Below are 12,151 nucleotides of genomic sequence, written 5' to 3' on the forward strand. Positions count from 1 at the left end.
GTGGATGGGGCGGGTTACAACAAAGCTCATCTTGTGAAGGAGTGGGCTTATGTTAGCAATATTGAGTTACATTACCTTCCTCCATACAGCCCAAATTTAAACCCGATAGAGCGATTATGGAAGGTCATGAATGAACAGGTTCGAAATAACCGTTATTTCGCTGATAAGCATGAATTTCGAGACAAAGTCTTCAAATTTTTCACCACAACGTTACCTGATATAGCGGACTCGCTGACGTCTAGAATTAACGACCATTTTCAGGTGCTAAAAACTGCATCTTGAAGTTTCTTGGGTATAAATATCGCCATTAATAACTTCTACCGTTCAAACTTATCAATAGTCGACATTTTCACCAATATTACCGTTGAAACTAATAATAGTTCAACCACAGTTAAACAATTACTCACTACATTTCACATCAACTAATATAATGATGTTATTGTTTATCTTTGGTTTTAATAAGTTGGGTTTTACCGGACCCGAGCTTTTCATCTTTCACTCCCTAGAAAAGGAATCTAATATTATGAAAAAACAGGAAAAGATAGCCTCTCGGACAATTATTGCCGCCAGTTTGTTGACACTGATAACGGGCTGTAGCCATATGGAAAAAATTCATATGCTAGAAGAAAATAAACCCGTCCTTTCTACTAAGCTGAACATCCATCAGCCTACATCGATCATTGTTCCTGTCACTATCTCCGGTAAAGAATATCAATTCTTGCTGGATACTGGCGCCAGTTATACCTTCATCGATAATAAACTGGCAAAAACGCTGACACAAACCACACCAGAATCAAAAATACCGGTTACATTCCACCGTATGTTGTCCGATGGACTACTTACAACCAGTGAAAAACGCTTACACAAAGCTGACCTAGCATTATGGCAACCCCTGGCGATTACTCTCGGTAATCATACGGTACCGGGCTCCGATCCCTGGATTGGCATTGACATGAGTCTCTTTAATCAGTCCATTGGTCAGGAGCTGGATGGTATTCTCGGAATTGACACTTTTCGTCAGTTAAACTGGGAAATAAATAACCTGAATCACACATTGACAGTATGGCGCCATGCACCTTCAATCCTAAATTATCAACAATGTGAACCTTACAGTGATAGCTACGGCAAATCTCCCGCAATCCAAGTTTCTAATGTCGTTTTTAATATAGATACCGGGGCCGATTACAGCTATGTTTCTCAGGAATTTATTGCATATCTGAAAAAAGAGCATAAAGATAAAATTTCTGAAGGAACCAGTGTCAAATACGCCTCCGCCAGTGGTCTTGATAGTAGTAAAGAGTATCTAATTGATGGCTTTTATTTACAGCAACTGCCAGTGGGTCGTCTGAGAATTGGCGAAAATAAAAATGATCAATACAATCTTGGTATGAGTTTCTTCTCGCGTTTTGATGATTATCTGTTTATCCCAAACAAAATGCTGCTCTGTTTTAACGCCAAAAATTTCACCCGTTATGACAACCCACTACTTCGCACGATTGCAATCCGCTATTTTAATAACAAAGTAGAAATATTTTACAACGATCCCAAAGATATTGAAAAATTTGGGTTAAAGAACGGTGATATTGTACTGGAAGTTAATGGCCAACAAGCTCTTCCTAAGGATATCACCTATCTTCGTAATCAGTTGTCAGAAACACCATCGGGTAAATTAACCATAAAAATTGAACGAAATCACACCCAGAAAATCATTACCATTTAATAAGGCCATTTATAGAGGGAGAACCTTTATCTCCCTCTATAAACTTATTCTTCAATTTGGTATTTATTCTGTTTATACCCTTCATCTTTCAAGCTGCTGCTTTGTTGGCTGCTTTCACTCACCCCAGTCACATAGTTATCTATGCTCCTGGGGATTCGTTCACTTGCCGCCTCGCTGCAACTCGAAATCTATTAGGTATACAAGCAAGATATGTTTAAGAAATAAAGGGGAAAGCGGCTGTTAACCTTTTGGCTTTGTACTGAAATCAAATAGATCTGTCAGCTCAATCTGCAAACCACTCGCAATAATATTGATGATTTCCAGCGTAGGATTTCTAACCCCACGCTCAATACCACTGATATACGTCCGATCAATGCCACATTTATCGGCAAAAGCTTCCTGAGACATGCCAGACGATTGCCTGAGATACCTAACTCTTTGTCCAAAAAGGAATTTTACAGCGTTTGGCTTTTTCATCCGATAAGTATCGAATTATGTTACTTATCAGACCACGGACTATGAGTCACTTTTTGCGGTAAGTTATGTTATCATATGTGACTTATAGTCTACCATGTAACGATTTACCTTTTCATATCAAAGTCATCCGTAATGTAGAGGATTAACAATGAAAAATCAGGACTGGCACCCAGCAGACATCATAGCAGAGCTGAAAAAACGGGGCACATCGTTAGCAGCCGTTTCAAGGGAGGCGGGGTTAGCATCATCTACCCTTGCTAATACCCTGCAACGCCGCTGGCCTAAAGGTCAACAGCTTATTGCCGAAGCTTTAGATTGCGATCCCGCTGAAATATGGCCTTCGAGGTACACAAAGTAAGTGGCTGTAGAGCAAAACGGAGTAGTTTATCAATAAGATAAGCTGCTCCGATCTACTTTATACTTAAAGGATGTTTTTGAGGTGTGCTATGAAGCATAGAGTTAACGTAACCGTTGATAAAGAAAATTATCTGATCCTGAGTTCAGCCGGTGTAAATATTTCAGGTTTTGTTAATGAAGCCATGACCAGAGAAACTCAACTAATCAAAGCTGAAAGTTGGAAAGCAGATAATCGCAAAGGAATGGAAGAGGTTGCCCAATTTATTAAACAAAATGCAATGCACCAATTAAAGTCAACCAACTCTTTTTCTCTACATTAAAATCAAACAGATCTTTTAATTCAATCTGTAAACCGCTGGCAATAACATTGATAACTTCAAGCGTGGGATTCCTGACGCCGCGTTCAATGCCACTGATATAAGTGCGATCAAGCCCACATTTATCGGCAAAAGCTTCCTGGGACATACCAGATGCTATTCTGATATATCTAACTCTTTGTCCAAAAATGGATTTTATAGTATTAGGTTTTTTCATTCGATAAGTATCGAACGATGTTACTTATCAAACCACGGACTATAAGTCACGTTTTCCTGTAACTCATGTTACTAATATGACTTACCGCAAAAATACGATGAATGATGTTTTTAATAACCACGTGATCAATAACTGGGAGGATTAAAAAGTTCAACATCATGGCACAAAAGGCATATATAGCTTCTCTTATCATTGACTTCCTTGATCTCTATAAACACTATCGCCTTTGTCTGGAGAGGCACCAAACAAACATAACGTTACAAACTAAAAATATGAAAAATTTTTAAAAATATTAATTAAATTAATTTATTTTATCAATAAATTTGCCAATCTGGTCGCAGATATTTCTTTTCTTAACCTTCATTTATTAAACACGACTTTTACGCATATAAGCCGCCAATACAGTACGTTCTGACTGCTCCAGATAGCTTTTTAACACAGTGGCCGCACTCTCTGGCTCACCTTTCTCAAGTAGCGCCAAAATATGGGCATTCTGATCAATATAGGGGGCATAAAAAAGTTCAGGATCATTCAGATAACCAAAAGCCAGACGCAATTCCGCAGAAATATACCCATAGAATGTTATCAGCCGTTCACTGTCAGTCAGTTCAACAATAGCGGAATGAAATGCCATATTTGCGGTTCCAACGCCGATCCAGTCCTGAGTATCACGACACTGTTTAGCCACTTCGATAGCACTACGCATGTGTTCAACCGCAGGATGCATAGGATAAGATTGCTCCAATGCTTGACATTCAATAAGCCGCCGGACCCGATAAATATCGATAATAGAGGCGATACTCGGTGTGGAGACAAAAACACCACGGTTAGGTTCATATTGCAGTAACCCTTCCTGAGTCAGTACCCGGAAAACCTCACGTAATGTATTACGCGATATCTCAAGTTGTTCGCTCAGAGCCGCTTCTGATAGTCGTTGACCAGGTGATAGCTCTCCAATAATCAGTTTCTGCCGGATAATATCTGTAATTTTTTCACTTAACGTCTTAGGAGCGGAATTATCTTTTTTCATAATGATTAGTTGAAAGGCAGATCAAATGTAGTAAACCCGACCACAAGTTCCCGGTCGTAAAGAAATAAGGATGGCAGGCATCTTCACACATTCACCTACTGCCAGCAAGCATAGGGATCTGACCCACTTACCGTTTTACACGCCAGAAGGATTATTGCCTCATGATGGTGCATTCAGCGCACCGCCATAGAGCATAACTATCGTAAAAAGTGATCTACGTTTCATTTTTATGATTAAAAAATAATTTTATTTGCCTATTCTTTCGCCTCATTTTATTTATTGTTCAACAATATAAAAACAATACTTTAACAATAAATGCAAATTATCCAACGATGGTACGCATATTGCTTAGATATAAATTTATCCACCACACAGGAATTCAGCCTATGACAACACAGCAAGCAACCGCGATTTTTATCTACCGAGGTGACACAACATGCAACAGATTGTGAATCTATGGCCGTTGATTGGCATCGCGGTTATTGTCGTGGGTTTTTTACTCAGGTTTAACCCGGTATTGGTGGTGATTGTCGCAGGGATCATCACTGGGCTAGCAGCACATATGCCGATCACGGCGATTCTGGAAAAGCTAGGTTCCGGCTTCCTTAATACCCGAAATTTGCCACTCATTTTGCTGTTACCACTGGCAACTATCGGCCTTTTGGAACGGCACGGTTTAAAAGAGCGAGCTCAAACCTGGATTAGTAATATTAAAACAGCAACTGCCGGGCGTTTGCTGATCATCTATCTGTTCATTCGTGAAATAACCGCTGCGCTCGGGTTGACCAGTTTAGGAGGACACCCGCAAATGGTGCGTCCATTGCTGGCACCAATGGTAGAAGGGGCCACGGAAAACCGTCATCATGACCTACCTGACGATGTACGCTACCGCCTGCGGGCCATGTCGGCGGCAACCGACAATGTTGGCCTGTTCTTCGGTGAGGATATTTTCGTCGCCTTTGGTGCAATCATCTTTATGCATAACTTTATGCTAGAGTCTGGCGGCATCCAAACGGAACCGCTACATATCGCTATGTGGGGGATCCCTACCGCCATCTGTGCCTTCCTAATCCACGCTTTCCGCTTGTCTCGTCTTGACCACCAGATCGCTACCAAATTGGCAGCACTGAATGGTATGGACAAAAATCGAAGGAAGGTGGGGTAATGTTTCAGCAACAGTATCTTTATTGGCTGGCAGGCGTAGTTCTGCTGGCCGTAGCGGTGATGTCCTGGCGTGATCACGCCAACCCTCGCCGCCTGACCACCAGCTTGTTCTGGGCGCTATATGGCATCGTGTTTCTGGTAGGCAACTGGAGCTATCGCGTAATAGCACTATGGGCAGACAACGAAGCCGAGGCCCAAAAAATGCTGCATATCAGTGTAGGGCTGATCGTCGTATTGATGGCACTGACGGCAGGTTTTGGCGGTGTGCGATTGGGTAGCTACCACCAACGCACACCTCAGCAACGGCAAGAAAGTGCCTCCCGTTTGGGTAATCGTCTATTTCTTCCCGCACTGGCAATCCCTATCGTCACCGTGATAGGCGTATTACTGTTTAACCACGTCCCTGGGTTACAACAAGCACTGTTCGGTACCGGCAATCATGCCACGCTGGTAACGCTGTTTTCCATGACAGTAGGCTGCTTAGTCGGATATGGCGTTGCATTGAGAATGACGCGAGAAGGCGTAGCTCAATCAACCCAAGAAGCGCGTCGCCTGCTGGACGCTATCGGCTGGGCGTTTATCCTGCCACAGATATTAGCGACGCTAGGGCTATTATTTACCGTAGCCGGTGTCGGTACTGCAATTTCTCACCTGACTGAGTATTATTTAGCGGTGGATAACCGATTGATCGCGGTGGCGACATATGTACTCGGAATGGCGTTATTAACCATGATAATGGGCAATGCTTTCGCCGCGTTCCCGATTGTTACCGCAGGGATCGGCATTCCTATTCTGGTACTGCAACATGGCGGCAATCCAGCGGTTATGGCCGCCATCGGCATGTTCTCAGGCTATTGCGGTACACTGATGACCCCAATGGCCGCAAACTTCAATATCGTTCCTGCCGCACTGCTGGAATTACCAAACCGTAATGCGGTCATTAAAGCACAAATCCCCACTGGAATAGCGCTGCTGATTGTCAATGTTTTTCTGCTCTATTTTTTGATGTTTTTATAAGGAGATCCCATGAAAACCGTTCTAATTACCGCTTTTGAACCTTTTGATGGTGAAACCATCAATCCATCGTGGGAGGCAGTCAGGCAATTGCAAAACCAACAGCTATCTGGAGCGCATATTGAAACACGCCAGCTCCCATGTGTATTCAATACTTCTCTCACTTGCCTGTACGCCGCCATTGATGAGATACAACCTGAACTGGTCATTGCTGTGGGGCAGGCAGGAGGCAGGCCGGATATCACGGTGGAACGCATAGCGATTAACATCAACGATGCACGTATTCCCGATAATCAAGGCAATCAGCCCATTGATACCCCTATCGTAACAACCGGACCGGCTGCCTATTTCGCCACCTTGCCGATTAAAGCGATCGTCAGTGGCCTGCAAACTGCGGGAATCCCCGCTTCGATTTCACAGAGTGCCGGTACCTATGTCTGCAACCATGTCATGTATGGCCTACTTCACCATCTGGCACTGACTTATCCCAAAGTACGCGGTGGATTTATCCATATTCCCTACTTACCTGAACAGGCGGTAAAACACCCGGGGACACCCAGCATGGCTCTGGAAACAATAACAACAGCACTGAAAATCGCTATTCATCAAGCATTAGAAAACAGTGAGGACATTGTTACTAGCGGAGGAACGACTCATTGATTCAGCATCCATCGGCGTAGCGGAAATTGCCTATCTGTAGCACTGATAAGCATCCTGAATTTTTTACTCCTTTTTTGAATATCACTTTATTGGGGTCATGACTATGAACATTATTGATTTAAACAGCGATCTTGGCGAAAGCTTTGGTCAATGGAAAATGGGCGACGATAACGCCATGCTGAGCATTGTCACCAGCGCCAATGTAGCGTGTGGATTTCATGCTGGTGATCCCGCCGGGATCCTGCAAACCTTAAAATCCGCCCATAAAAATCAGGTAGTGATTGGTGCTCATGTGTCTTATCCAGATCTTGTCGGATTTGGTCGCCGCAATATGGATATCTCCAGTAATGAGCTGATCGCGGATGTTATTTACCAGATTGGCGCGTTGAAAGGTCTGGCTGCGGCGGCAGGAACCACCGTAAGTTATGTTAAACCGCATGGTGCACTGTATAACACCATTGCCCATGATGAATACCAAGCCCTTGCCGTCATTACCGCAATTCGCGAAGTGGATGATAATTTAGCGCTGGTTGGATTAGCCGGTTCGAAAATATTGGATTTAGCGAGGGAAAAAGGGTTACGAACTGTCGCGGAAGCCTTTGCTGACAGAGCTTACACTCCACAAGGCACGCTAGTTTCTCGCCGGGAAAAAGGGGCGGTACTTCATGACGCTAATGTCGTTGCCCGGCGCATGCTGCAATTGGTGACAGAAGGGGGAGTTGAAGCCATTGATGGCAGTTTTACCCGTATTCAGGCGGATTCCATTTGTGTTCATGGCGATAGCCCAGACGCGGTAGAAATGGCACGTCAGGTGAAACTAACCCTGCAACAAGCCGGGATCACCGTATGCTCCTTTATTTAAGCAAAGTAATATTTAAGCAAAGTAGTATTTATTTAAGCAAAGTAGTATTTAAGCGCTTATCATGCCCAGGAGTACCTAGTGCGTTTTTTACCTGTTAATTTAGATGCCATTATTGTCGAGCTTCATGATCTGAATGAAACACTGGCGCTATTTGATTCACTTAATGCCTGCCCCATTGCAGGCATAGAAGAAATTATTCCGGCGGCCAGAACACTGTTAATTCAATTTCGTCCCAACGTTGTTTCCACCGACAAACTTGCCAGAGAAATCAATGGTCGCAACCTGAATACACTGGATAGGACAACAGGAAAACTCGTTGAAATCCCGGTGCATTACCATGGTGAAGATCTGGCGGAAGTGGCAGAAATCCTCGGCATCACCACTCAGGAAGTTATTCAGCGACATACAGAAAGTGAGTACACCGTTGCTTTTACCGGATTTGCCCCCGGATTTGCCTATTTAGTCACAGATTCAGATCGTTTACATGTTCCTCGCCGGATGGCGCCAAGAACCCGCATTCCTGCGGGTTCCGTCGGGCTGGCCGGAGAATTCAGTGGGATATATCCTCAAGCCAGTCCGGGAGGATGGCAAATCATCGGCACCACGCCAGAGCGCATGTGGGATCTCTCTCGTTCTCCCCCTTCCCTGTTACAACCCGGTTTCCGGGTACGTTTCAGAGATCAACGCAAAGGCGCAACAATTACTATCACTAAACCCGAAACCCCGGTTGCGCCCATAGAGGACGTTCTATCTTCACAGGTTGATAAACACTCCTCACTGGAAATCCTAACCACTGGAATACAAACACTTTTTCAGGATTTAGGGCGTTCAGGGCAGGCTAGTTTAGGTATTTCCGCTGCCGGTGCGCTGGATAAAACCGCGCTGAGAGGTGCAAACCGTATCGTCGGTAATCCTTCGGATAATGCATGTCTGGAAATTGTACAAGGAGGATTAAGCTTTATCTCTCATGGCAATGTCATTATCGCGGTCACGGGTGCTAACTGCCCAATCACTGTTCAAACAGCATCTGGCCGCAAGTTTCAGACTGATGGCTATCAGCCTGTCGATCTGAGTGAAGGTGATAAAGTGACGCTAGGAACACCCAAAGCGGGAGTGCGTTCTTATTTGGCAGTGCGTGGCGGTTTTGCCAAGCAACCGATTCTCTCCAGCCTCTCTTACGATACGTTGGCACACATTGGTCCTATGCCAATCGCTATAGGCGATACTTTGGATATTCTTACTGTCACGCAGGGTTCCGCTGTATCAATGGATGAAAGCCCGGCTTTTAATATGCCTACCTCTGACGATATCGTTACATTGGATATCATTCTGGGACCACGCACTGACTGGTTCACCACAGAAGCGCTATCCCTGCTAAAAAGCCAACTTTGGCAAGTCACACCACAATCTAATCGAGTCGGTATTCGCCTGTATGGCGACACACCATTATCGCGTCTTAATCATAAAGAGTTACCGAGTGAGGGAACGACCACTGGCGCAATTCAGGTTCCCGCCAGTGGTCAACCGGTGCTGTTTTTAGCAGATCACCCTTTGACCGGTGGCTATCCAGTCATTGGTTCCGTTGCCAACTATCATCTCGATCTTGCGGGACAAATTCCTGTCAATGCTCGTATCCGCTTCAACCCAATCACTGAATTTCACGAAATAAAAGAGAGTGATTGCCGCTCATGAGTACCGTAATGACCATGAATAATAAAAACCATCCCATGAAAAAAGTTTTGATCGCTAACCGTGGTGAAATCGCCGTCCGTATCATCCGTGCCTGCCGGGATTATGGTTTACAATCTATCGCCGTCTACGCTGATTCGGACATCCATGCACAACATGTACAATTGGCTGATGAGGCTTATAGTTTAGGCGGAAACAGCCCCGCTGATACCTATCTTAATATTCCCCAATTATTGGATATTGCGAAACGTTCAGGTGCCGACATGGTACATCCCGGATACGGATTTCTGGCTGAACGGGCAGAATTTGCCCGTGCAGTTATTAATGCAGGGTTGATCTGGGTTGGTCCTGAATCAGAGACAATTGATATTTTGGGTGACAAAGTTAAAGCACGCAAAATTGCCCAACACGTAGGTGCACCGCAGGTTTCAGGTACGGAAGAACCGGTGAAAAACGCGGAGGAAGCTCTGACGTTTGCCGAACAATATGGCCTGCCAATTGCAATTAAAGCAGCATATGGCGGTGGTGGGCGTGGCATGAAGGTGGCATGGCGGCTCGATGAAGTCACTGAACTCTACAATTCGGCTGTTCGTGAAGCAACAGCGGCCTTTGGTCGTGGAGAATGTTTCATTGAACAGTTCCTGGATAAACCTCGTCATATTGAAGCGCAAATTCTGGCTGATAAACATGGCAATGTAGTGGTCCTTGGCACACGTGATTGTTCACTGCAACGGCGTAACCAAAAATTGGTGGAAGAAGCACCGGCCCCATTTTTGACCGAATATCAGCGCCAACGTATTCATCAAGCGGCACGGGATATTTGCGTCGCAGCCCATTATATCGGAGCCGGTACCGTGGAATTTCTCCTCAGTGCAGACGGCACGATTTCTTTTCTAGAAGTGAATACTCGCTTGCAGGTCGAACATCCCGTCACTGAAGAAACCACGGGGATCGACATTGTGATAGAACAATTCCGCATTGCTGAAGGTAAACCTTTATCATTGACCTCAACACCCATTCCCTTCGGCCATTCTTTTGAGTTCCGTATTAACGCAGAGGATGCCGGTAAAGGATTTTTACCGACGCCCGGAACCGTGACAGTCTTTTCTCCCCCTTCCGGCCCAGGCATAAGATTGGATTCTGGTGTTACAGCAGGTTCCACCATTCCTGACACCTTTGATTCGCTGATGGCTAAGCTGATTGTCACCGGAGCAACCCGCCAACAAGCTATTGCCCGGGCGCAACGTGCATTACAGGAATTCAGCATTGAAGGCGTTGCATCAGTATTGCCTTTTCATCGGGCAGTGATGGAACATCCTGATTTTATTTCCGATGACACATTTAACGTCCATACACGTTGGATCGAAACTGACTTTATCAATGATATAAAAATATCTCCGCGCCAGAAAATCCATCATCAAGAAAAGGTAACACGCACTTTTATTGAAATTAATGGCCGTCGGCATGAACTGGGGCTACCTGCCGAATTATTAAAAGGGCTTTCATTGCCTGATTCTGGGCAAAATTCCATCACTGAAAACAAAAATAGTGAAATAGAGAGGACAATAACAGCACCTAATCCTGTCTCAGCACCAATATCTGGCGTTTTACAATCCTGGTATGTGCAGGAAGGTGATGAAATTAAACAAGGTGATGCCATCGCTGTCATGGAAGCAATGAAAATGGAAACGCAACTTACCGCACATCGTTCTGGGAAAATTACCCTCTATGCAGAAGAAGGCGGTTATCAACAGGCAGGAAATGTACTGGCAAGTATTAACGATGATTAATAATGATATCCCCTTCATCTTTCAAGCTGCTGCTTTGTTGGCTGCTTTCACTCACCCCAGTCACATCGTTATCTATGCTCCTGGGGATTCATTCACTTGCCGCCGCGCTGCAACTCGAAATCTATTAGGTATAATAATCGCCAAATTAGTCACAATTAATTGGCTAATTTGACACATAAATTCACATTACCCAATACAATATCAAATTGTGCGGATAATTTCCGTACAATTATTTCCGTACAATTTTAATGAAGAGATCAAAATTAAAGTAAACGTAATAGTTAAAAAAACTAATTAAACCCTTTATGAATAGGAAAAAATAACTATTAATGGCAATGATTTTAATCATTCGTTAATATTGATAATAAGATAAATAAGCCATCATACGATTTAACACTTGTTTATGTGTTGGATTCAATCAACTATTAGTAAAACTCTTTCGTTTTTATCCAGAATAAATGTTTTTAATATCATATGTTTCAATTGAAGATTGAGGAACTATTAAAATCAGTAATAAACATGAAAAGATTTCAACAAAATAGAAAGTAAAGATAACATCATTTACTAATGATTATTAAGTGATAACAGCCATATATATTCATCCAGTAAATGACAAACAACATGATAATTTTAGGCTATCTTTACCTATATTTAAACAATTAAGAAATCATTAACTCATTATAAATTACCGCTTATAAATAGTGTATGGATTTATTTTCTACATTTGACCATATAAATACATTTACCAAACAAAAAATAAAGTTAAAAATATCATCCCATATCAATTAGATACAAATAAAATCTCACAAGAATAAATCAATAAAAATGTTATAAGCCATATACTATACATGTTG

At 43.4% G+C, this 12,151-nt stretch carries 13 protein-coding genes; 10 read left to right on the forward strand and 3 right to left on the reverse strand.

The window, feature by feature from the left end; genetic code table 11:
* A partial coding sequence (locus D3222_RS22580) for a transposase (protein ID WP_198672859.1) occupies window positions 1-282 on the forward strand: 282 nt, incomplete at its 5' end.
* 241 nt (window positions 283-523) lie between these two features.
* A complete protein-coding gene (locus D3222_RS22585) occupies window positions 524-1,720 on the forward strand; it encodes an aspartyl protease family protein (protein WP_118988115.1) in 1,197 nt (398 codons plus the stop codon).
* A 240-nt stretch (window positions 1,721-1,960) separates the two neighbouring features.
* Here the strand turns inward: D3222_RS22585 and xreR1 are convergent, their stop codons facing one another.
* Window positions 1,961-2,197, reverse strand: coding sequence for a cell morphology transcriptional regulator XreR1 (gene xreR1 / locus D3222_RS22590; RefSeq protein ID WP_118988116.1), 237 nt, complete (start codon window positions 2,195-2,197; stop codon window positions 1,961-1,963).
* Window positions 2,198-2,345: 148 nt separating this feature from the next.
* Between xreR1 and xreR2 the strand changes: the two genes are divergently transcribed.
* Together xreR2 and D3222_RS22600 are read left to right on the forward strand one after the other, a co-directional pair.
* Window positions 2,346-2,555, forward strand: coding sequence for a cell morphology transcriptional regulator XreR2 (xreR2, locus tag D3222_RS22595; protein ID WP_118988117.1), 210 nt, complete (start codon window positions 2,346-2,348; stop codon window positions 2,553-2,555).
* An 88-nt stretch (window positions 2,556-2,643) separates the two neighbouring features.
* The gene (locus D3222_RS22600; RefSeq protein ID WP_118988118.1) at window positions 2,644-2,874 is read left to right on the forward strand and encodes a type II toxin-antitoxin system CcdA family antitoxin; all 231 of its coding nucleotides are present in this window, start codon (window positions 2,644-2,646) and stop codon (window positions 2,872-2,874) included.
* Here the strand turns inward: D3222_RS22600 and D3222_RS22605 are convergent.
* Entirely contained in the window at window positions 2,819-3,088 is a 270-nt protein-coding gene (locus D3222_RS22605; RefSeq protein ID WP_118988119.1) for a helix-turn-helix domain-containing protein, read from the reverse strand. The two genes, D3222_RS22600 and D3222_RS22605, sit on opposite strands and share 56 nt — an antisense overlap.
* A gap of 367 nt (window positions 3,089-3,455) precedes the next feature.
* On the reverse strand, window positions 3,456-4,118 hold the full coding sequence (locus D3222_RS22610) for a GntR family transcriptional regulator (RefSeq protein ID WP_118988120.1): 663 nt from the start codon (window positions 4,116-4,118) through the stop codon (window positions 3,456-3,458).
* A gap of 436 nt (window positions 4,119-4,554) precedes the next feature.
* On the opposite strand from D3222_RS22610, the gene D3222_RS22615 reads away from it, so the two are divergent.
* From D3222_RS22615 to D3222_RS22640, 6 genes are all read left to right on the forward strand, one after another.
* Window positions 4,555-5,283, forward strand: coding sequence for a DUF969 domain-containing protein (locus D3222_RS22615; RefSeq protein ID WP_118988121.1), 729 nt, complete (start codon window positions 4,555-4,557; stop codon window positions 5,281-5,283).
* A complete protein-coding gene (locus tag D3222_RS22620) occupies window positions 5,283-6,299 on the forward strand; it encodes a DUF979 domain-containing protein (protein ID WP_118988122.1) in 1,017 nt (338 codons plus the stop codon). Before D3222_RS22615 ends, D3222_RS22620 begins: the two co-directional genes overlap by 1 nt.
* A 9-nt stretch (window positions 6,300-6,308) precedes the next feature.
* Window positions 6,309-6,956, forward strand: a complete 648-nt coding sequence (gene pcp, locus D3222_RS22625) for a pyroglutamyl-peptidase I (RefSeq protein WP_118988123.1) — start codon at window positions 6,309-6,311, stop codon at window positions 6,954-6,956.
* A 103-nt stretch (window positions 6,957-7,059) separates the two neighbouring features.
* Entirely contained in the window at window positions 7,060-7,818 is a 759-nt protein-coding gene (locus tag D3222_RS22630; RefSeq protein WP_118988124.1) for a LamB/YcsF family protein, read from the forward strand.
* A gap of 78 nt (window positions 7,819-7,896) precedes the next feature.
* Window positions 7,897-9,510 carry a 5-oxoprolinase subunit PxpB gene (gene pxpB, locus D3222_RS22635; protein ID WP_118988125.1) on the forward strand — a complete coding sequence of 538 codons (1,614 nt, stop codon included), beginning with the start codon at window positions 7,897-7,899 and terminating at the stop codon, window positions 9,508-9,510.
* Window positions 9,511-9,518: 8 nt separating this feature from the next.
* Complete coding sequence (locus D3222_RS22640) at window positions 9,519-11,297, forward strand: acetyl/propionyl/methylcrotonyl-CoA carboxylase subunit alpha (RefSeq protein WP_369973535.1); 1,779 nt, start codon at window positions 9,519-9,521, stop codon at window positions 11,295-11,297.
* Window positions 11,298-12,151 lie beyond the last annotated feature (854 nt).

Source organism: Photorhabdus sp. CRCIA-P01 (assembly GCF_003545805.1).
GTDB classification, from domain to species: domain Bacteria; phylum Pseudomonadota; class Gammaproteobacteria; order Enterobacterales; family Enterobacteriaceae; genus Photorhabdus; species Photorhabdus antumapuensis.

What these genes read in the sequence shown, in the direction of transcription:
- D3222_RS22585 (WP_118988115.1), top strand. Translation starts at nt 524, where the DNA reads ATGAAAAAACAGGAAAAGATAGCCTCTCGGACAATTATTGCCGCCAGT.
- xreR1 (WP_118988116.1), bottom strand. Translation starts at nt 2,197, where the DNA reads ATGAAAAAGCCAAACGCTGTAAAATTCCTTTTTGGACAAAGAGTTAGG.
- xreR2 (WP_118988117.1), top strand. Translation starts at nt 2,346, where the DNA reads ATGAAAAATCAGGACTGGCACCCAGCAGACATCATAGCAGAGCTGAAA.
- D3222_RS22600 (WP_118988118.1), top strand. Translation starts at nt 2,644, where the DNA reads ATGAAGCATAGAGTTAACGTAACCGTTGATAAAGAAAATTATCTGATC.
- D3222_RS22605 (WP_118988119.1), bottom strand. Translation starts at nt 3,088, where the DNA reads ATGAAAAAACCTAATACTATAAAATCCATTTTTGGACAAAGAGTTAGA.
- D3222_RS22610 (WP_118988120.1), bottom strand. Translation starts at nt 4,118, where the DNA reads ATGAAAAAAGATAATTCCGCTCCTAAGACGTTAAGTGAAAAAATTACA.
- D3222_RS22615 (WP_118988121.1), top strand. Translation starts at nt 4,555, where the DNA reads ATGCAACAGATTGTGAATCTATGGCCGTTGATTGGCATCGCGGTTATT.
- D3222_RS22620 (WP_118988122.1), top strand. Translation starts at nt 5,283, where the DNA reads ATGTTTCAGCAACAGTATCTTTATTGGCTGGCAGGCGTAGTTCTGCTG.
- pcp (WP_118988123.1), top strand. Translation starts at nt 6,309, where the DNA reads ATGAAAACCGTTCTAATTACCGCTTTTGAACCTTTTGATGGTGAAACC.
- D3222_RS22630 (WP_118988124.1), top strand. Translation starts at nt 7,060, where the DNA reads ATGAACATTATTGATTTAAACAGCGATCTTGGCGAAAGCTTTGGTCAA.
- D3222_RS22640 (WP_369973535.1), top strand. Translation starts at nt 9,519, where the DNA reads ATGACCATGAATAATAAAAACCATCCCATGAAAAAAGTTTTGATCGCT.